Below are 19,404 nucleotides of genomic sequence, written 5' to 3' on the forward strand. Positions count from 1 at the left end.
CGCGTACGCGACTCGAAACCGTATTTTGCGTCCAGTCCGCAGGAGCGGTATGGACCTCCAGGCTCGGTATCGCGTGCCAGCACTCACTGGCCTGCTGACGGTCGTGTCGCTCGCGCTCGTGTTTGGGGCCGTGCTCGGGGCGATTCCCAGGTCGGCGCTGCCCGCCGCTCCCGGGACCGTACTCGGGGCGATTCCCCACGCCAACGCCGTTATCAGCGCCCTCGCCATCGGGACCATCGTCGGCGGCGTCCGTGCCGTGCGCCGCGGCGACATCGCCCGTCACCGGCGACTGATGCTCGCCTCCTTCGGGCTGTTCGCCCTGTTTCTCGTCCTGTACCTCTACCGGATAACGCTGGAGGGGCCGACCGACTTCGCCGGCCCGTCGGTCGTCGAGACCTACGTCTATCTCCCGTTCCTCACCGTCCACATCCTGCTCGCTATCCTCGCCATCCCGGCGGTGTACTACGTCCTGTTGCTGGCGTACACGTACCCCGTCGCGGAGATTCCGTCGACGAACCACCCGCGGGCCGGCAAGGTGGCCGCGGGGCTGTGGCTGATATCTTTTTCGATGGGCATCGTCGTGTACGCGATGCTGTACCTGGTGTGGTAGCGGAAAATACCTGGTGTGGTAGCGGAAAACGTTTCGGCGCGCGGTCAGTCGTCGGCCGGGCTCGACTGGGTCCCGATGTCCGGGCGGACGACGTCGCGGTCCGTCGCCTCGCCCTCGATGTCGTAGGGGTACTCGCCGGTGACACAGCCGAGACAGAGGTCCGCCCGGCCCTTGTCCAGTGTCTCCGCGATGGCGTCGATTGAGAGGTACGACAGCGAGTCCGCCTCGATTTCCTCGCGAATCTCGTCGACGGACTGGTTCCCGGCGATGAGTTCGTCCCGGGAGGCCATGTCGATGCCCATGTAACACGGGGCGACGATGGGCGGCGCGCCGATGCGGACGTGGACCTCCTCGGCCCCGGCGTCTTTCAGCAGCTGAATCAGCTGGGTCGAGGTGGTCCCGCGGACGATAGAGTCGTCGATGATGGTGACGCTTTTCCCCTCGATGGTCGACTTGATGGGGTTGAGCTTCAGCCGGACGGCCCGCTCGCGCTCGTCCTGGGTCGGCATGATGAACGTGCGGCCGACGTACCGGTTTTTCATCAGGCCCTCAGCGAACTCAATGTCCGAACCGTCGTCCTGCGCGGCCTCGGCGTAGCCCGAGGCGAACGCGCGCCCGGAGTCGGGCACCGGCAACACCACGTCCGAGTCGACGCCGGACTCTTCCCAGAGCTTGCGGCCCAGTTCGCGCCGGACCTCGTAGACGAGGTTCTCGTCGATGGTCGAGTCCGGGCGCGCGAAGTAGACGTGCTCGAAGAAACAGTGGGCCGTACTCTCGGGTTCGACGAGCTGGTAGGTGTCGTAGCCGGTCCCGTCGGCGTGTAAGACGACGAGTTCGCCGGGCTTGACATCACGGATCAGTTCGCCGTCGAGCGTGTCGATGGCGGCCGACTCGGAGGCGAGGACGTAGCCGTCTTCGAGTTCCCCGATACACAGCGGGCGGTTCCCCTGCGGGTCACGCACGCCCAGCACCGTCTCGTCGTGCATGATGGTCAGCGAGTACGACCCGTGGATGCGGTTCATCGTCCGCTTGACGGCCCGAACCAGGTCCTCCTCCAAGAGATTACGCGCGAGGTCGTGGGCGATGACCTCGGTGTCGCCGTCGGACGTGAATGCGTGGCCGAGGTCGGCCAGTTCGTCGCCTATCTCGTCGGCGTTGACGAGGTTCCCGTTGTGGGACAGGCCCAGCGACCCGGACTTAAACGAGACGGAGAACGGCTGGGCACAGCAGGCGTTGACGCTCCCGGCGGTCGGGTACCGGACGTGGCCGATACCGTTCGAGCCGTTGAGCGCCTGCAGGTCGCCGGGGTCGAAGGCGTCACCGACGAGTCCCATCTCGACGTGGCTGTACTGCTGGAACCCGTCGTGGGTGACGATACCGGCCGATTCCTGGCCGCGGTGCTGGAGCGCGTACAAGGAGTAGTAGAGCGGTCGGGCGGCGTCACGGTCCTCCAGGGAGATGCCAACAACGCCGCACTTCTCGTGCATTTGTCTTGAGTGTGTTATTCGCCCGCTTTCGACTGCCACTCGTAGTCACGTCGCTTGGCCGACTTGCCGAACCCGCACGACGAGCAGACCTTCTTTTTCGTGTGATACGACTTTTCGCCACACCGTCGGCACTTCGTGTGCGTCGTGGTGTTTTTCTTGCCCTGACTCGGAGTTCCTGCGCCAGTCATGGAGTAATTGAGACGACGTTATCGCCGCGTATAATCGTTGTGTCTTCATCCTCGACGACGAGGTTCATGTGTTGGTCGTAGCCGGTGAGCTCGCCTTCGAAGATTTCGCCACCCTTCAGCTGTACGGTGACTGTCTCACCGAGGGACGCTTCGAGTACATCCAGCGGTCGTCCACTCATGTACGGTTTGGATAGTGATGGCCGCTTAAACGTACCGTTTGCACGGTGGCGGGCGCTCTGTCCTACACGTCGACGCTAAAGGGCGCTCGGTCGGCCGCTCGGACGGCAAAGCCCGCAAGCAGGTCCGCGAGCGAGTCGAGGTCGTCCGGGTCGATGACCTCGACCGGCGTGTGCATGTAGCGGTTCGGCAGGCCGACGTTGACCGACGGGATGCCGCCACGGGAGGTGTAGAAGGCGTCGGCGTCGGTCCCCGTGCGCGTCCCCGTCGCCTGCAGTTGGATGTCGATGTCCTCGGCCTCGCTTGTCTCCCGGAGCGCCGCGACGGCGACCGGGTGGTTCGCGCTCCCGCGGGCGACGACCGGGCCCCCGCCAAGTTCGACACCGGTGTCGGTCTTGCCAGGCGCGTTCGGCGAGTCCGTCGCGTGTGTCACGTCGGCCGCGATGGCCACGTCCGGCGCGAGGTCGAACCCGACCATCTTCGCGCCCTGCACCCCGACCTCCTCCTGGACCGTGGAGACGGCGTACACCGTCGCGTCCGCACCGGTCTCGGCCGCGCGGCGGAGCCCCTCGGCGGCCGCCCAGATGCCGATTCGGTTGTCCATCCCCCGGGCGGCGAGCCGGCCGTTTTCGAGTTCGCTCAGCGTCTGGACGAACGTCACCGGGTCGCCGCGGTCGACCAGCGATTCGAGTTCCTCGCCGTCCTCGGCCCCCACGTCGACGTGTTGCTTGGCGATGTCCGGCACGGTGTCGTCGTCCTTCTCCCGGAGGTGGATGGCGGTCTGGCCGACGACGCCGGAGACCGGTCCGTCGGCCGTGTGGATAGTGACGTGTTGCCCGCGAGAGACGGTCTTGTCGGAGCCGCCGATGCGGCCCAGTCTGACGAACCCGTCGTCGGTGAGGTCCCGGACGATGAACCCTATCTCGTCGCCGTGGCCCGCGAGCGCGACGGTCGTGTCGCCGCCCTCGACCGTGGCGACGGCGTTCCCGTAGTCGTCGGTGCGGACCTCGTCGGCGAACTCGCTGACGTAGTCGAGCCACACCCGCTGGCTGTCGGCCTCGTATCCCGACGGGCCGGGCGTCGTCAGCAGCGATTCCAAGAACTCGCGTCGTCGTGTGTCCATACCCGGCATAATTGCCCCCGGATGATGAAGACAGCGAACGGCACGCAGGGCCGTCCCGTGGCGGACCGCCCACCGCCACGGCTAAGAGTCACGGCGTCGAACTGTCAGTATGGCCGAGTTCACCCTCCTCGAAGTACACCTCGACGGCGCGGAGTTCACCGCCAACGCTCCGTTCAGTTCCGCAGACGATGACGACGAATCGACGAGCAAATCACGCTGGTCGCGGTCCCGAACGGACGAACCGAGCGACGAAACGGACACCGAAGACGGCGGTCGAAGCGTCGGCCGCCTCGCGCTCGCGGCCCTCGCCGTCGTCGCGGTCGTCGCCGTCGCTACGCGCCTGTACCTCGGCGGGGCTGACGACGACAGCGACCTGTAAGGGCCTTCGGCCCGCGCCCTCCCGACTGCGAACCGAACACCGGTAGCTGTTTTCACAGGGAGAAGGCCTATTTTCTCCCGCCACTTCTCAGACGTATGGGACTATATCACAGCGTTCAGGCTGTCGCGGGCGCGACCGGCGACGGCCCCATCGACTGGGACGCCGTCGCCGACGCCGCGAAGGCCGCCACGGACACGGGCGACCTCAGCGTCGGGACGCCCGAGCGCGACGGCTACGCGACCGACGTGCGGGACGCCAGAAACCGCGTCCGCGAGGTGGGCCAGCTCGCCTTCGACCTCCCCGAGACCGTCGAAATCCAGAACCGCCACCACTGGATAGACGCCAACGTCGCCACGTTCAGCCGCGTGATGGAGCCGATAGAACAGCAGGCCGAGTACATCCCCGGCGTCGCCCGCGTCGTCAACACCGGGTCGATGGCCGTCGCCCTCTCGTTTCTGGGGAACAACGTCCTGGGCCAGTACGACCCAGTCCTGCTCGCGGACAGCGACGCCCACGCGCTATACTTCGTGCGCCCCAACATCCACCGGGTCGCCGACCAGCTGAACGTCGACCGGGACCGCTTCCGCCGCTGGATTGCCTTCCACGAGGTCACCCACGCGGCGGAGTTCGGCGCGGCCCCGTGGCTCTCCGACCACCTCGAAACGGCGATGGAGGACGCCATCGACAACCTCACCGACGGCAACATCGACCGCGCGACGCTGGGGGAACTGGACACGACGATGACCGCCGTCGAGGGGTACGCGGAACTGCTGATGGACCGCGCCTTCGACGACGAGTACGACGACCTGCGGCGGAAAGTCGACGAGCGCCGACAGGGACGTGGCCCCATCGCGTCGCTCGTGCGCCGCTTGCTCGGCCTCGGGATGAAACGCCAGCAGTACGAGCGCGGCAAAGCCTTCTTCGACGCCGTGGCCGACGCCCGCGGCGTCGCCGCGGCCGGCCGGGTGTGGGACTCGCCGGACACCCTCCCGACAGAAGACGAGATAGAGACGCCGTCGCTGTGGATAGACCGCGTCGACCCCTGAATCGGCTATCCGCGCTGGCTCGGTGACCGCTCTACTTCTCTGGCTCTTCGACGGGCGCTTCGATTTTGGCGACGTCCATGAGGAGTTCGCTGTTGGACTCGTCGACCGCGACGATGGTCCCAGCGACGACGAGCTTCGAGATGGGCGTCGGCCCGAGGATGACCGCCTGCCCCTCGCTGAAGTCCTGCACCGAGCTCTGGAGGTGGAACCGGGCGCGGCACTTCTCCGGGTCGTGGACGTTCGTGAAGTTGATTTCCTCGACGGTCACGTCGACCCGCTCGTAGTCGTGCGCGACGATGACGCTCTCGGCCTCGTCTATCTGCTGGCGGTCGATTGCGTCGAAGGCCTCGGAAGTGGGCTTGTACCCGCCCGTCGGCCCTGGAATCCCCTCGACGAGCCCCAGCGACGTCAGGCTCTGCATCTGGTTCCGGACGGTCCCGGGGTTCCTGTCTATCTCCTCCGCGATTGTCTCGCCGGTAACCGCCGACCCGGTCTGTTGATACTTGTTTACCAGCGTCGTGAGCATCGTTCGCTGGCTGTTGTTCAGATCGATGCTAACCATACCGGTGTGTATCGGGAGCGGCTACTTATCCCATTGGGTTCACTCATTCGCCGCCGGTCGCTACCACGGCCGCAGCTACTCCATGTATCCCAGTTGCTTCAGGCGGTCTTCGACGGCGTCGCCATCGTCGCTCCCGAGCGCGTCCTCGATGTCGAGCGGGTCGCGCTCGCCGACGGCGGGGGCCTCGTCGAACACCGGGAGCACCTCGCCGCGCATGTCTGTCGGCACCGCACAGCCGTGGGCGGCGAGCACCGTCGGCGCGATGTCGAGGATGCTGATTCGGTCGAGTTCGCCCTGTGGCTCGAAGTCCGGCCCCTTCGCGGCGAAGATGCCGTAGGGCGTGTTCTCGGCCGCCCAGCGGTCCGGGCCGCTCTGGACGGTCCCGCCGCCGATGCCGTCGTTGACGTGGACGCCCGGGCGCTGGTCGACGACGACCTCCGGCCCGGCGTCGACGTAGGGTCCCTCGTAGATGTCCTCGCCGCGGTACACGTCGGTGAACAGGGGGCCGTGTTCGTCCTCGACCTCGCGGAGGTCGGCCATGAGCGACTCCCGGACCGACGCCACGTCGAACCGGGGGTTGATGTACACAGGCCCCTGCCCGCTGGCGACGACCTTCGTCCGTTCGAGGTCGATGGCTTCGAGCTTGCGGTCGCGCTTGACGCCGTCGCGCTGGGGGACCAGTTGCTGTATCGACTCCGGGACGACGCGGGCGAGCGTGTCCACCAGCCCGGCCCGCTTCGCCACCGCGAGCAGGTTCTCGCGGTCCAAACCCACCCGAGTAAGTACGGCGTCGACGCTCGTGTCCCGGACCTGGTAGCCGTTCTCGGCGAGCCACTCGTTGATGTAGAACTCCGTCTGCGTCGCGTCACAGCCGTGGTCGGACATCAACACGAGGTTCAGGTCCTCGCGGTCGTCCAGCCGGCCGACCCACTCGTCGACCAGGTGCCACGCGCGCAGGCTCGGCTCGTCGTCCCAGAAGAAGTGATGGAGGACGTTCAGGTAGAACAGCGTCACGTGGACGAAATCGAGGTCCCGCTCGTCCATGAGGTGCGTCGCCACCTCGAAGCGCGTCTCTAGCAGGTCCAGGATGGCCTCGACCTCCGCGCCGCGCTCCTCGTTGGAGGACAGCAGCGGGTCCGGGTGGACGCGGTAGTCGAACCGGTCTTCGAGTTCGTCGGCCAGCTCCGGCGGCGAGGTGTAACCGGAGCTAATCGAGCGGTACTCGCCCTCGACGGCGTCCGGGCCGCCGGCGACGACGAGTTCGTCGATGTCCCGCGGCGGGTACATCGTCGGCATGTTGACAACGCCGGCCGACTGCCCCTCGTCGTTGAGGTAGTCCCACAGCTCCGCGGTGTCGTAGTCGCCGCCGTTCGTCACGTCGATTTCGCCCGCCGCCAGGTCGACGTTCTCGAACCAGAAGACGCCGAAGCCGCCGGGGTCCTTGCCCGAGGAGTAGCACTTCCAGTTGGGGAAGGTCACCGGCGGCAGACAGCTCCGGGTCCCCGCCCAGGTTCCGGTGTCCCGCAGCGTGGCCAGATTCGGGAGCTCGCCTGCCGCTATCCACGGGTCGAGCAGTTCCCAGCTCGCTCCGTCGAGTCCGACGACGAGGGTCTTCGTCATGTTGAGACGGAGACAGGCGAGTCACTAGTCCCTTTCGCACCCGTCCGAGAGCGGTCGGCGGGCGGCCGTCGGGCCGACAACGCGTCACTTTTGAGCGCGCCGCCGGAACGGGAGGTATGAGCAACCGGTCGGACATCGCACCGGACACCGTCTCGGTCGAGCTGACCGAGGACGGTATCGTCGTCGAGTACCTCGACGGCCGCCAGGCGTTCTACCACGGCGTCCCGACGACGGTCGAGGAGAGCATCCAGACGGCTCCGGGCAAGGACACGCACGTTCTGATTACCGACGAGACGGAGACGTCGGGTATCCTCGTGTACGTCAACGACCTCCGGACCCACGACGACATCCTCGAAGAGACGGGGGTCGGGCGGGTCATCCTCGACGACGGCGAAGAAGACGAACTGTTTCCGGGGGTCACGGTCCGGGACAACAAGATGCGGACGGAAGTCGAGGTCGACTACGGCGTGACGAACGGTCGCGTGTTCGTCTTCGAGGAGGACGAACTCGGCGAGCGGAGCTTCGAAATCGTCGAGGCGTGAGGCCTGTGTGACAGTGACCGCGGGACGAGGGCCGCTACTGGATGTACGAGGGGTCCTCGTCGTCGCAGTTCTCCTCGTGCTGGCGCGCGTCGCTCTGGTCGTCGAACATCAGGCCACAAGTCTCGCACTTGTACCACGTTATGTCGTCCCGCTCTGTTTGGACAACCATATCTGAGATTCCGACGGCCGCCCGTATATTATTTTCCCGCGACACAACGGGAACCCTCAAGGACGTCGGATTGCAAGAAGGCGGCATGAGCGGGTCCAGAGACGCCGGTGTCGAACTCACCGTCGAGGGTGCGAACAAGCGCGACGCCGGGCGCGGCATCGCACGGCTACCGGAGTCCGCACGGACCGAACTGGGCGTGTTGAGCGGGTCGCCCGTCATCATCGACGGCGACGACGTGACCGTCGTGAAGGTCTGGCCGGCCGACGACGACGGCTCCTTCGTCCGCATCGACTCGGACACGCGGGCCAACGCCGGCGTCAACATCGGCGACACGGTCACGGTGACCAGCGGGTCGGTCTCCGAGGCGGCCGAAATCGCCGTCCAGCCGGTCGAACCGATGCCCGGCGGCGAGGACTACGAGAGCCTGGTCGGGAAGCGCCTGGTCGACCAGATAATCCAGGCCGACGAGCGGACCCACATCGAGGGGCTTGGGACCTTTCTCGTCCGCAAGACCTCGCCGTCCGGCCCGGTTCGCGTCACCGGGACGACGGCGGTGACCGTGCTGCCGGGCCTCGACGGCGGCGGTGACGCCGGCCAGTCCCCGACCGACGAGGCGACGGCGTCGCCGACCACCGAGACGGACTCGGGCGTGAGCTACGAGGACATCGGTGGCCTCGACGAGGAACTGGACCGCATCCGCGAGATGATAGAGATGCCCCTCTCGGAGCCCGAGGAGTTCCGCCGCCTGGGCATCGACCCCCCGAGCGGCGTCCTGCTACACGGCCCGCCCGGGACGGGCAAGACTCTCATCGCCCGGGCCGTCGCCAACGAGGTCGACGCCTACTTCGACACCATCTCCGGCCCCGAAATAGTCTCGAAGTACAAGGGCGAAAGCGAGGAGCGACTGCGCGAGGCCTTCGAGACGGCCGAGGAAAACGCCCCGGCTATCCTGTTCGTCGACGAAATCGACTCTATCGCGGGCTCCCGCGACGAGGACGCCGACATGGAGAACCGCGTGGTCGCGCAACTGCTCACGCTGATGGACGGCCTCGAAGACCGCGGGCGCGTCGTCGTCATCGGCGCGACCAACCGCGTCGACGCCATCGACCCCGCCCTGCGTCGGGGCGGGCGCTTCGACCGCGAAATCGAAATCGGCGTCCCCGGCGAACACGGCCGCCGCGAGATTCTGGACGTTCACACGCGTGAGATGCCGCTGGACGAGGACGTGGACCTCGACCGCATCGCGGCCCAGACACACGGCTTCGTCGGGGCGGACCTCGCCTCGCTGACCACCGAGGCGGCGATGGCCGCGCTCCGGGCCGACCGCGACGACGGCTCGGTCCACCGCGAGGACTTCGAGACCGCCCTGGCGACGGTCGACCCCAGCGCGATGCGGGAGTACGTCGCCGAGTCGCCGACGGCGACCTTCGACGACGTGGGCGGGCTGGCCGAGGTCAAACAGACCCTGACCGAGACCATCGAGTGGCCGCTGTCCTACGGGGAGCTGTTCACCGCGACGAACACCGACCCGCCCAGCGGCATCCTGCTGTACGGTCCGCCCGGGACGGGGAAGACCCTACTGGCTCGGGCCGTCGCCGGTGAGAGCGACGTGAACTTCATCCACGTCGCCGGTCCGGAAATCATGGACCGCTACGTCGGCGAGAGCGAGGAGGCGGTCCGGGAACTGTTCGAGCGCGCCCGCCAGACCGCGCCGAGCATCATCTTCCTGGACGAAATCGACGCCATCGCCAGCCACCGCGGCCAGGGCAACGAGGTCACCGAGCGCGTCGTCTCGCAACTGCTCGCGGAACTCGACGGCATCACCGAGAACCCCAACCTGGTCGTGCTGGCCGCGACCAACCGCCGGGACATGATAGACGACGCGCTGTTGCGGCCGGGCCGGCTGGAACAGCACGTCGAGGTGCCAAACCCCGACCGGGCGGCCCGCGAGGCGATTCTCGGGGTCCACACCGCCGGGAAACCGCTCGCCGAGGACGTGTCGCTGTCGGCGCTGGCGGCGGAGACCGACGGCTTCTCCGGCGCACAGCTGGAGGCCGTCGTCCGCGAGGCGTCGATGCTGGCCATCCGCGAGGTCGCGTCGGCCTACGGACCGGACGCGGCCACCGAGAACGCCGACGAGGTCGAGATTACGCCCGAGCACTTCCGGGAGGCCCTAGAGCGGGAACGCACCCGATAGCGTCGGCGTAGGGGGGATAGCTCTGGCCGTCGAGTCGGTCAGAAAGGCGAGGAGAGGCGAAAGGTACCGCGCTCCGGGAGAGGAGTAAAAGGCTGTCCGGACAGCCTTGGCGGACGAGCGACGCCGAGTGGCCGAGCAGCGAGACGGGCGTTAGCGCCGGCATCGACGTGAAAAGCGCCTTGCCGGCAGCTACCCGTAGCGAGTGCACACGCAAAAAAGGCCCGGTGTCGGGCCGCGGCTACGCGTCGTCGTCGGGCGACTCCGCGTCCGGCCCGTCAGCGGCGTCCTGCCGGTCGTCGCCGTCGCTGTCCGCCGCCGTCGACTCCGACCGACTCCGTCCCACTAGCGGGAGCGACCGCCCGCGGAGGAGTCGCCGGCCGCCGACGACCGGGACGGCGAGGACGGCGAGCCACGGCGCGAGGCTCGCTACGGTCACGAGCAGGCCGCGGGTGAACACGTACACGTCAGTCACCGACGAGAGAAACGCCGAGACCAGCGACCGTTCGTGGTACGGTACCTGCTGGGCCCCCGGCTCCGGTGCCGGCTCGTGCATCTCGACACGTAGCGTCGAGTAGGCGACCCGCTGTTCGAGCGAGCGCTTCTGTGCCTCCAGGCGCTCGATGTCGCGCTGGACTGACGACAGTTCCTCCTCGATGCGGAGCAGTTCCGCCGTGCTGTTGGCCCGCTCGTAGAAGGTCCGAAGCCTGTCGCGGCGCTCCCGGAGGTTGGTCAGTCGAGCTTCGAGGTCGACCAGCTGGTCGGTCACGTCCTTTGTCGTGGTTTCCTCCGAGCGGACCGTCCCCTGCTCGTCCACCATCGACTGCATCGGTCCGTACTCCTCGCTGGGTACTCTGACGACGATGTAACCGGTGTACCAGGTCTCGCCGTCGTCGCGGTGGAGCCGGCGGTTGGAATCGCTCACGTACCCGCCGGACGCACGCGCCCGAGCGGCGATGGCGTCGGCCGTCGTCGAGTAGTTCTCTACCTCGACGACCATCCGCCCGTTGCGGACGATGGCCCGGTCGGCCGCCGCGTCGCCGACCTGGACGGCCCCGCCGTCGCCGGAACTCGCCCCGGCGTCCGCCGCTTCGGGCTGACTCGACCCGCCATCGCTGCCGGCCATCTGTGCGCCGTCGCCGCCTTCTCGTGCCCCGCCTGCGTCGCCGCCCCCGCCCATGCCGGCACAGCCAGCGAGGAGGAGGAGAGCGACGACAGCGAGGACCCTGCGTCGCGTTGCCATACGGGACGAACTCGTCCTGAGAGGGGCATAACGACGGCGAACGCTCAAAAGCCGCTTTTTGTGAAACGGCCATTGCAGTTACGACCAGTCCGTCCGGCGGTCCGCGAGCGCCGGGAACTCCTCGCGGACCCGGTCGACGCGGGCGGGGTCGAGCGTGGCGGTCACCAGCGCCGGGTCGTCGTCGGCGCTGGCAAGCGTCGTCCCCCAGGGGTCGTACACCGTCGACCGGCCCAGCAGTTCCGCGTCCTCGAACTCCCCGACGCCGTTAGCCGCGGCGACGTACAGCTGGTTCTCGACGGCGCGGGCGCGGCCGAACAGTTCCCAGTGCTCGACGCGCGGGTAGGGCCACGCGCTGGGCACGAGCGCCAGCGTCACCCCGTCGTCGACGAGCCGGCGGTACAGCTCCGGGAACCGGAGGTCGTAACAGGTGGTGATGCCGACGGTGAACCCCTCGAAATCGACGGTCGGCACCCTCTCGCCCGGTTCGAGCAGCCGGGACTCCGCGGAGTCGTAGCCGAACAGGTGATGCTTGCGGTACACCGCTCGGCGCTCGCCGTCGCGGTCGAAGAACACGGCGGTGTTTGCCAGTCCCTCCTCCGTGGGCACGTCGAACCCGCTGTCGGCGCTGGCCGCCAGGTCCTCGACGACGCTGCCGGCAAGCACCGCCACGTCGTGGTCCGTGGCGACGCTGCGAATCCGGCCGAGCGTCTCGCCGTCGAGTCCCTCCGCGTTCCGGGCGTAGCGGTCGAACGCGAAGTAGCCGACGTTGAACAGTTCCGGAAGGACGACGAGGTCCGCGCCGTCCGCGGCCGCGTCCCTGATAGCGGTCGTCGCGCGGCCGACGTTCTCGGCGACCGAGGCTGACGAGACGTCGACCTGGGCGAGCGTGACCTTCATGCTTCTACTTCGAGGTCGTCCCGCAGTGCCTGTTCGAGGTTCCGCATCTCGCCGTCGAGGTTCCGCTTGAAGAACCGCTCGACGCCCGGGAGCTTCCCGTCGACGATGAACCGGTTCGTCAGTTTCGTGCCGCCGTCGGCCGTCTCTTCGAGTTCGTGCTCCCCCTGGACAGTCATCACTTTCGAGCGGCCGACGAAGCGGGCGTACTCCGGGCGGCGCTGTTCGACGTCTTCGGTCTTCACCGTCATCGTCTGGTTGACGACCGGTATGGGGAGCTTGATGGACCAGTTCGCGTGCGTGTCGTCGATGATTTCCCAGTCGGTGACGACGCTGATCGGCCGGGCCCGTTTATCCGGGTCGGTGATGAATTCCCAGACACGCTCCGGTGTGGCCGGCACAGTCATCGTTCGCTCGACCCGGACAGTCATGGAAGGTACTGGGGACTACTGGCCGATGAATCCACCGATTGTCGCAGTGCGCAAAACCCGACGATGGCTATCCTGTCGTGGTGACGCGCCACGTCGTCGACCTGGCGCGGCCCCACTTCTCGATTTCGACTTCGTCGGCCTCTTCAGCTAAGCGCGGGAGCCGCGCTCCCACCTGCTTCGACGAGAGGCCGAGCTGTTTAGCGATGTTCTTCGCGCGGAAGTAACTCTCCCCACGCGAGACGCTGTCCCGGAGATACTCGAGAATGCGTCGGTCTTCCTCGCTGTAATCGGCCATACCTAAGATTAGGTCTCAGCGTTTTTAACGGTTCCCTTCACAGACTCTTCGCTGATACTCGGGGTCAGGCGTCGTAGGCGTGAATCGCCACGACGGCCACGCCCGCGGCCAGCATCGCGAGCCCGAACGCGCCGCCGGAGGTCACGAGGAGATTGCCAGTATCAAGCTCCTGTGCGTGTAAAATCGCGTAGTTGTAGCTGTTGGTTGCTGTGACCACGGCCGCACCGACGGAGACGAGCCCGAACAGCAGGGCCAGGCCCGTTCCCATGTCGCTTTTCGACGCCTTGGAACTCATGTACGACGCTTTCGGTGTTGCCCACTTAGTTCATTCGGGCTGGAGCCACAGGACATATACCTGCCCGTGCGAGAGGCATTGGAAACGATGAGTCGGTTGCGAACAGTCGGTGTGGTCGTCGTCGCGGTCGTCGCTATCGCGGGCGGAAGCGTCGCACTCGGCGTGCTCGGCACGCCCGGTGTCGCGTCCGTCGACAACCACTTCGCCGGCGTCTCGAACCAGACGACCACCGTGGTGACGGACCTGACGGTGACCAATCCCAATCCGGTCGGGGTCCAGCTGGGTGGCGTCGGAATCGACTACACCGTCTCGATGAACGGCGTGGCGATGGCCGGCGGCGACAGGCAGGGCGTCGGCATCGGGACCGGCAACACGACGCTGGAGTTCGCCACCGAGATGCGAAACGACCGCATCCCGCCGTGGTGGGTCACCCACATCGAGAACGGCGAGACGACGACGGTGGGCATCGACGCGACCGTCACGTCCGAGACGCTCGGCGGCCGCTCGGTGTCGTTCAGCCGTGAGCGCACCATCGAGACGGACCTCCTCGGGCAGTTCAACAGTAGCGAGACGCGTCCAGTCGACGCGAACCAGCCGCTCGTTTCGGACCCCGTGCTCTACATCAACGAGACCCGCGGCGCGTGGGACCGGAAGAACCTCACGCGGGCCGAGACGCCGCTTGACCTCGGCTTCGACGTGTACAACCCCAAGCCGTACCCCTACACGATTACGAAGGTCGGCTACACTATCCGGATGAACGACGTGACCGTCGGCGAGGGCGAGACGGACCGGGGCTACGTCCTCGCGCCGGGCGAGGAGACGACGCTCGAAGCGACCACCGCGATTCGAAACGAGAACCTGGACCGCTGGTGGGTCACCCACCTCCGACGAAACCAGCGGACGGACCTCTACATCGACTTCTACCTCGTGGTCGAGGGTGGCGGCGAGCAGTTCAGGGTCGACCTGGACGCCATCGACTACCAGCGAGACATCGAGACGGACATCTTCGGCAACAAGGGGCAGTACCCGACCGGCGACGAAGTCGCGAGCGACACCGGTGCGCCCGATAGTTCGGCAGCCGACGAGTCGACGGCGACACCGACCGGAACGGAGACGGACGACGGCCTGCTGGACGGTGGGGACACAGCGACGGACGACGGCTTGCTGGACGGCGGAGGGACGCAGACGGCCACCCCGACCGAAACTGACACGGCCACTGCGACTCCGACGGAGACGGCTACCCCGACCGAAACCGAGACCGACGACGGCGGCCTCCTCGGGTAGCCGGCCGCCATCGGGGCGGGTCGCCGACATGCCGGAGTTCTCCCGAACCGCAGGCCCGGCGGCGTCGGTGCCTATTCGATGGTCGTGTGCTCGGACTCCTCGTTGAGCGCGAGGTTCGTCGCGATTTCGGCGCTCCGGACCGCGAACTCGGCGGTCTGCTGGAGACTGACGAGCACTTCACGCACTTCCAGCAGCGCCTCGTTGTCCATCTCCGGCAGGTCGTCTAGAATCTCGTGTTCCTTGTCGCCGATGTCCTTGTACAGCTCCCGGACCTGAATCGCGGTGTCGTAGTTGCGGTCGACGGCCGCTTGGACCGCGAGTTCGGTGATGTCGTTGACCTGGTCGGTGAATTCGCGGATGCGCCGCATCGTCGAACTGTCGACGTTGAGCGAGTGGTCCTCGGTCTCCAGGGCGATTTCGGCGATGTCCTCGGCGTTGTCGGCGGTCAGTTCGAGGTTCTTCGCAATCGAGCGGTAGCCGATGAGCGGGAAGCCGTCGTTGAGGCCGACAGCCCGCGCGAGGTTCGGGTTCTGGTAGGCCGTGAAGATGAGCCGCAACAGGAGGACGAATATCTTGTTGGCCTGCCGCTCGCGGTTGAGCGCCCGCTGGGCGAGGTCGGGGTTGCCGTGGGCGAGTGACTTCACCGCCTCGTTTCGCATCGTCGAGCCGGTCGATTCCAGCCGTTCGAGGAGGTTGTTGAGCGTGAAGTCCTCCGGGTCGACCGAACAGCGGATGGCGATTCGGTCGGGCGTCTCCTCGATGACGCCCAGCCCCATCAGCTGGGTCTCGGCGTTGTAGACGGCGTTGATGTGGGAGGATTCCAGTGTCTCGCCCTCCGGGGCTTCGACGTGGATGACGCGCCGGCCGAGCACGTACTGGGCGACGATGGCCCGCTCGACGGAGTCGGCGTCGAGGTTCTCTGCGTGGATGATGGCCTCCGACTCTTCCGTCTGCACGGACTCGGGCATGACTGTCAGTGTGCCCTTGCCGCCCATCCGCAGCGACACCTCGTCGCCTTTCTCGACGTCGTGTGCGCTGGCCCACTCCGCCGGCAACGTCATCGCGAGCGTCGACGGTCCCAATCGCTGGACTTTCCGGGTTTCCATATGTCCTAGTTGGGGGGTGCGATACCTTAATCTTGACTATACATGATAAAATGCCGCGAGCGATATATCATGGCTTGTGCCGCCGTCAGACCACTTCGACGAGCCTGCGCTCGTGCCGGCCGACGCGGACCCGTATCCAGCCGCGCAGGTCCGCGTCCAGTTCCGGGTCGCCGGTGTCGACACGGAGCGTCCCGATGCCGTCCAGTTTCCGCCGCGAGGCGACGACTTCGAGGTCACACTGCCTGATGACCGCCGGCGACAGCTGCTGGTTCCCACGGCCGAACACGAAGCCCTGCCCGCCGATAGGCGAGACGACGATGACGTTCCGGTCGCCGAGGGCGTCGAGGATATCCGATTCCGCGGCGTCACGGACGAGCACCTCGCCGTCGCGCCACACGTCCACGCCGAGCGTCGTCCCGTCGAACCCGAGTTCGTCCTTGATAGCGCCGACGGTGCTACCCGGACCGAGGACGTACGTGACGCCCGCCTCGACGGCGTCGGCGACGCTTTCCGCGAGCGACTCGACGCTCCCGCCGCCCAGCTGCTTGGCCGACTGGCGCTGGTCGGCGACGGGGACCGTGGCGACCGCCCGCAGTTCCGTGACGACCTCCCCGCCCCTGAACGCGTCCTCGTCGATGTCGTTGACCTCCGCCCGCTCCGTCTCCGAGAAGCGGGCGACGATGCGGCCGGCCGCCCGCGGCGACACGCCGAACACGGAGGAGTACACCTTGACGCCCGCGGGAACGCCCAGAATCGGGACCGCCGCGTCCAGTTCGTCGAGGGTCGTCGCCACGTCCACGGCCGTGCCGTCGCCGCCGACGAACAGAATCACGTCCGCGTCGGCCTCGACGAAGGCCCGAACCGCAGCCCGCGTGTCCTCGCTCGTCGTCTCATCGGCGTTTACCGGGAACCCGACCACCACGGGGTCGAACCCCACGTCGCGGGCGAGTCCCGCCCCCATCGGGTCGCCGTAGGCGAGCAGTTCCACGTCCGCTCCGACCTCGGCGAGTGACGCCAGCGCCTGCCGGGCCCGGTCCGGTGCGCGCTGCTCCGCGCCGCGGCGGCGCGCCTCCTCGACTTTCCCGTCAGTGCCCTTGAGCCCGACGCGCCCGCCCATGCCGGCGATGGGGTTGACGACGACAGCGATACGTCGCATTCGTCGCCCCTACGCGACCCCGCGGCAAAAGCGGCCCGGGAACGTGCCTTTCAAGCCACCCCGCACAGAAGCCACTCCCATGTCAGTGGTACTCCAGAGCGGCGTCCAGACAGGCATCATCAACGCGTCCGGGGCGGCCATCACGCTCGGTGGCCTCCTCCTGACGTTTCTCTGGCTGAACTACCTCTACCGGTAGTCACTCCGTCGCCGGCGACTCGACCCGCTCGCCGAACCACGCGGCCGCTTCCTCGACCAGGTCCTCCTCCGTCCCCTCGAACCGGACGGTCACGTAGTCGCCCGGATAGCTGCCGACCTTGACGGGGAACTGCTCCTGTACCTCCGCCAGCCGGTCAAGCAGCGCGCTCTCGGGCTCGGCGGCGTCGACGGTGCGGACGTACCGCTGCTCGCCGGCGAACTCCTCCGCGACCTCCTCGAACATCCGCTTCATCTCGGCCGGCACGCCCGGCAGGACGTAGCAGTTCTCGACGACACAGCCGGGGGCGACGCCCTCGTGATTGGGCAGGACGCGGGACCCCTCGGGCACCTCGCCGGTCCCGTCGGTCAGGTCATCGCGCGTGTATCCGCCGTGTTCCTCCAGCCACGCGATGGCGTCTTCGCTCTCGACCACGTCCCGCCCGAACGCCGCGGCGACGGCCTCGATGGTCTTGTCGTCGTGGGTCGGTCCCAGACCGCCGGTGACGAGGACGGCGTCGAACTCCGCGTGGTACTCGTTGACCACGCGGGCGATGTCCGCGACCTCGTCGGGGACGACCGTCGTCCGGCCGACGGTGACGCCACGCTCCGCGAGCCGCTGTCCCAGCCACGCGGCGTTCGTGTTGACCGTCTCGCCACTGAGCAGTTCGTCCCCGACGGTGACTACCGCGACGCGCATACCGCCCGGTTGGACTGGGAGGTACAAATACTGTCGGTGACCGGAGCGGCGGCTCGACGGGAAGGTTGGGAAAATGCTCCGTCAGGGATTTGAACCCTAGTCATCACCGTGAGAGGGTGATATGATTGGCCGGACTACACCAACGGAGCGTACACACGGTTGTAGCGAGGAGATACGTATAACCATTGCGTTTCGGCCCCGCCCTGTGTCGGTTTCTCACTCGTCGTCGAACGGCGACCCGGCGGCGTCGGGCTCCTGGCCGGCGAGGCTGATGATGTTCTCGCGGCCGACCCTGAGCTTCGAGATGTCGCCCTCCTCCTCCATGTCCGAGAGGAGCATGCTCACCTTCGATTTCGACCAGTCGGTGTTGTCGACGATGTCGACCTGCTTCATCCGGCCGCCGTTTTCCTCCAGCAGCTTGCGGACGCGGTCGCTGTCGGTGAGCAGTTCCTCGTCGGGGACGGCCGGCTCGTCGGGCGTCTCTGTCGTCGCTGCCGCGTCCGCCGTCGCCGACTCTCCCGCGTCGGCGGCCGACGGCGTCGAGGCGGGCGGGTCGTCGCTCCCCAGCGTCCCCGGGAGCGCCCCGGACCGCCACGCGGCCGCCCCGCCGGCGAGGACGACGAGGACGACGACGGCGACCGGGAACAGCCACGACGGCCCGGCACCGGCTTCATCGGGCGCGTCGGCGGCTGCCGTGGTTCGGGCCTCCTCTCCGGCGCTCGCCTCGGGTTCGGGCGGGCGCAGTTCTACGTAGGGCCGGCGGTCGTTGAACGACTGCTCGCCGTTCCAGGTGACGCTCTCGCTGCGTTCCAGCGAGTCGGGCGCGCTCTGTGAGTCCGGGACCGGCTGGACGTCGACGAAGGTCAGTCCGGGACCGCGCTCGAAGACGAACGACTGGCTCGACCCGATGTAGAAGCCGCCCTCGAACACGTCGCTGACGACGACGGAGTCGCCGGAGACGACGGCGAAGTTGCGCCACTGGAACGACATCGTCACCGTCCCGGTGTTCTGGAGCGGGTCGACCGTCGCCGACCGTTCGTAGTCGGTCGCGCTCATGTTCCGACCGGTGACGTTCGTCCCGTACTGCGTCAGCAGCGCCGATTGCTCGACGAAGTTCCGGTACAGCGGCTGTTCGGACTGCTCGAAGTCAGCGGCGAACTCCTCGAACTGCTGCTGGTCGGTGTCGTTTTCGAGCGGCGTCCGGTGGACGATGGCCCACTCCGCGGACCCGTTCTGGTACAGCGTGACCTGGAACGTCGTCCGGTCGAACCCGTCCGGCGTCTGGACGCCGACGCTCTCGTCGGTCGGCTGTGACGCCGCCGCCGGCGCGGCACCGCTTCCCAGCAGGAGACCCAGCACGAGACTGGCGACGACGAGGCGTTCCATCTGTCGTATATCATCGATGGACCGCATAAAAGCGCTGTGAATAGCACCGTTCTCCGTCGCTGTCCCGTCGATGTCCCGCGGTTTCTCTGCCGACGACGGAATCAGCGAGCCGCGTGTCGAAGCCGGCTGTGCGGGCCTCACAGCCACCCCCTCACCGCGGCGACCCCCGTGGCTGTGCCCGTCCTGGTCGAGCGCGGTCTCACCGACGGAGGATTCCGCGACGGCGGACTTCCGCCGAGCGGGTTCCTGTTCCTGGACCGGTATTTAGGCGGCTACACCGCCGTTTCGCAGGGATTTCCGGAGGGTTATTTAGAGAGGAGGGTCC

General features: G+C 67.3%; 22 protein-coding genes and 1 tRNA gene. 6 read left to right on the forward strand and 17 right to left on the reverse strand.

Going from position 1 to position 19,404, the window contains the following annotated elements:
- The first annotated feature begins 49 nt into the window (after positions 1-49).
- Positions 50-610 carry a DUF420 domain-containing protein gene (locus tag VI123_RS15895; RefSeq protein WP_336339046.1) on the forward strand — a complete coding sequence of 187 codons (561 nt, stop codon included), beginning with the start codon at positions 50-52 and terminating at the stop codon, positions 608-610.
- Between the two features lie 44 nt (positions 611-654).
- On the opposite strand, the gene purF is transcribed toward VI123_RS15895, so the two are convergent.
- The 4 genes from purF to VI123_RS15915 all read right to left on the reverse strand — a co-directional run bounded on the left by purF (position 655) and on the right by VI123_RS15915 (position 3,585).
- Complete coding sequence (gene purF, locus VI123_RS15900; RefSeq protein WP_336339047.1) at positions 655-2,097, reverse strand: amidophosphoribosyltransferase; 1,443 nt, start codon at positions 2,095-2,097, stop codon at positions 655-657.
- Positions 2,098-2,111: 14 nt separating this feature from the next.
- Positions 2,112-2,285, reverse strand: a complete 174-nt coding sequence (locus tag VI123_RS15905; protein WP_004517916.1) for a 50S ribosomal protein L37e — start codon at positions 2,283-2,285, stop codon at positions 2,112-2,114.
- Positions 2,282-2,464 carry an LSM domain-containing protein gene (locus VI123_RS15910; protein ID WP_004592851.1) on the reverse strand — a complete coding sequence of 61 codons (183 nt, stop codon included), beginning with the start codon at positions 2,462-2,464 and terminating at the stop codon, positions 2,282-2,284. Before VI123_RS15910 ends, VI123_RS15905 begins: the two co-directional genes overlap by 4 nt.
- A 62-nt stretch (positions 2,465-2,526) precedes the next feature.
- Positions 2,527-3,585 (reverse strand): M20/M25/M40 family metallo-hydrolase, encoded by a 1,059-nt coding sequence (locus VI123_RS15915; protein WP_336339048.1) that lies wholly within the window; start codon positions 3,583-3,585, stop codon positions 2,527-2,529.
- A 109-nt stretch (positions 3,586-3,694) separates the two neighbouring features.
- On the opposite strand from VI123_RS15915, the gene VI123_RS15920 reads away from it, so the two are divergent.
- Together VI123_RS15920 and VI123_RS15925 are read left to right on the forward strand one after the other, a co-directional pair.
- The gene (locus VI123_RS15920) at positions 3,695-3,964 is read left to right on the forward strand and encodes a hypothetical protein (protein ID WP_336339049.1); all 270 of its coding nucleotides are present in this window, start codon (positions 3,695-3,697) and stop codon (positions 3,962-3,964) included.
- A 95-nt stretch (positions 3,965-4,059) separates the two neighbouring features.
- Positions 4,060-5,010 (forward strand): zinc-dependent metalloprotease, encoded by a 951-nt coding sequence (locus VI123_RS15925; protein ID WP_336339050.1) that lies wholly within the window; start codon positions 4,060-4,062, stop codon positions 5,008-5,010.
- A gap of 31 nt (positions 5,011-5,041) precedes the next feature.
- Here VI123_RS15925 and VI123_RS15930 read toward each other — a convergent pair whose 3' ends face one another.
- Positions 5,042-5,572, reverse strand: a complete 531-nt coding sequence (locus VI123_RS15930; protein ID WP_336339051.1) for an HTH domain-containing protein — start codon at positions 5,570-5,572, stop codon at positions 5,042-5,044.
- A gap of 75 nt (positions 5,573-5,647) precedes the next feature.
- The gene (locus tag VI123_RS15935; protein WP_336339052.1) at positions 5,648-7,192 is read right to left on the reverse strand and encodes an alkaline phosphatase family protein; all 1,545 of its coding nucleotides are present in this window, start codon (positions 7,190-7,192) and stop codon (positions 5,648-5,650) included.
- 116 nt (positions 7,193-7,308) lie between these two features.
- Between VI123_RS15935 and VI123_RS15940 the strand changes: the two genes are divergently transcribed.
- Entirely contained in the window at positions 7,309-7,734 is a 426-nt protein-coding gene (locus VI123_RS15940; protein WP_336339053.1) for a DUF5796 family protein, read from the forward strand.
- 34 nt (positions 7,735-7,768) lie between these two features.
- Here the strand turns inward: VI123_RS15940 and VI123_RS15945 are convergent, their stop codons facing one another.
- Positions 7,769-7,903 carry a DUF7128 family protein gene (locus VI123_RS15945; RefSeq protein ID WP_268812783.1) on the reverse strand — a complete coding sequence of 45 codons (135 nt, stop codon included), beginning with the start codon at positions 7,901-7,903 and terminating at the stop codon, positions 7,769-7,771.
- 85 nt (positions 7,904-7,988) lie between these two features.
- On the opposite strand from VI123_RS15945, the gene VI123_RS15950 reads away from it, so the two are divergent.
- Positions 7,989-10,100: an AAA family ATPase gene (locus tag VI123_RS15950; protein WP_336339054.1), complete on the forward strand. Its 2,112-nt coding sequence runs from the start codon at positions 7,989-7,991 to the stop codon at positions 10,098-10,100.
- A gap of 238 nt (positions 10,101-10,338) precedes the next feature.
- On the opposite strand, the gene VI123_RS15955 is transcribed toward VI123_RS15950, so the two are convergent.
- From VI123_RS15955 to VI123_RS15975, 5 genes are all read right to left on the reverse strand, one after another.
- Positions 10,339-11,340, reverse strand: coding sequence for a DUF4349 domain-containing protein (locus tag VI123_RS15955; protein WP_336339055.1), 1,002 nt, complete (start codon positions 11,338-11,340; stop codon positions 10,339-10,341).
- A gap of 78 nt (positions 11,341-11,418) precedes the next feature.
- Positions 11,419-12,237, reverse strand: coding sequence for a carbon-nitrogen family hydrolase (locus VI123_RS15960; protein ID WP_336339056.1), 819 nt, complete (start codon positions 12,235-12,237; stop codon positions 11,419-11,421).
- Positions 12,234-12,665, reverse strand: a complete 432-nt coding sequence (locus VI123_RS15965; protein ID WP_336339057.1) for an SRPBCC family protein — start codon at positions 12,663-12,665, stop codon at positions 12,234-12,236. Before VI123_RS15965 ends, VI123_RS15960 begins: the two co-directional genes overlap by 4 nt.
- Before the next feature lie 67 nt (positions 12,666-12,732).
- Positions 12,733-12,960 (reverse strand): DUF7123 family protein, encoded by a 228-nt coding sequence (locus VI123_RS15970; RefSeq protein ID WP_312618695.1) that lies wholly within the window; start codon positions 12,958-12,960, stop codon positions 12,733-12,735.
- 64 nt (positions 12,961-13,024) lie between these two features.
- A complete protein-coding gene (locus tag VI123_RS15975; protein WP_455429074.1) occupies positions 13,025-13,255 on the reverse strand; it encodes a DUF7525 family protein in 231 nt (76 codons plus the stop codon).
- An 87-nt stretch (positions 13,256-13,342) separates the two neighbouring features.
- Here VI123_RS15975 and VI123_RS15980 point away from each other — a divergent pair, with 87 nt between their 5' ends.
- Positions 13,343-14,539, forward strand: a complete 1,197-nt coding sequence (locus VI123_RS15980) for an LEA type 2 family protein (protein WP_336339058.1) — start codon at positions 13,343-13,345, stop codon at positions 14,537-14,539.
- 71 nt (positions 14,540-14,610) lie between these two features.
- Here VI123_RS15980 and VI123_RS15985 read toward each other — a convergent pair whose 3' ends face one another.
- The 5 genes from VI123_RS15985 to VI123_RS16005 all read right to left on the reverse strand — a co-directional run bounded on the left by VI123_RS15985 (position 14,611) and on the right by VI123_RS16005 (position 19,106).
- Positions 14,611-15,645: a phosphate uptake regulator PhoU gene (locus tag VI123_RS15985; RefSeq protein ID WP_336339059.1), complete on the reverse strand. Its 1,035-nt coding sequence runs from the start codon at positions 15,643-15,645 to the stop codon at positions 14,611-14,613.
- Positions 15,646-15,730: 85 nt separating this feature from the next.
- Positions 15,731-16,801, reverse strand: coding sequence for an ATP-NAD kinase family protein (locus VI123_RS15990; protein ID WP_336339060.1), 1,071 nt, complete (start codon positions 16,799-16,801; stop codon positions 15,731-15,733).
- 196 nt (positions 16,802-16,997) lie between these two features.
- Positions 16,998-17,693, reverse strand: a complete 696-nt coding sequence (locus VI123_RS15995; RefSeq protein WP_336339061.1) for a competence/damage-inducible protein A — start codon at positions 17,691-17,693, stop codon at positions 16,998-17,000.
- Between the two features lie 74 nt (positions 17,694-17,767).
- A tRNA-Glu gene (locus tag VI123_RS16000) sits at positions 17,768-17,842 on the reverse strand.
- A 67-nt stretch (positions 17,843-17,909) separates the two neighbouring features.
- Positions 17,910-19,106 (reverse strand): helix-turn-helix transcriptional regulator, encoded by a 1,197-nt coding sequence (locus VI123_RS16005; RefSeq protein WP_336339062.1) that lies wholly within the window; start codon positions 19,104-19,106, stop codon positions 17,910-17,912.
- Positions 19,107-19,404: the final 298 nt, after the last annotated feature.

Origin of the sequence: Haloarcula sp. DT43, assembly GCF_037078405.1 — an archaeon.
GTDB classification, from domain to species: Archaea; Halobacteriota; Halobacteria; order Halobacteriales; family Haloarculaceae; genus Haloarcula; species Haloarcula brevis.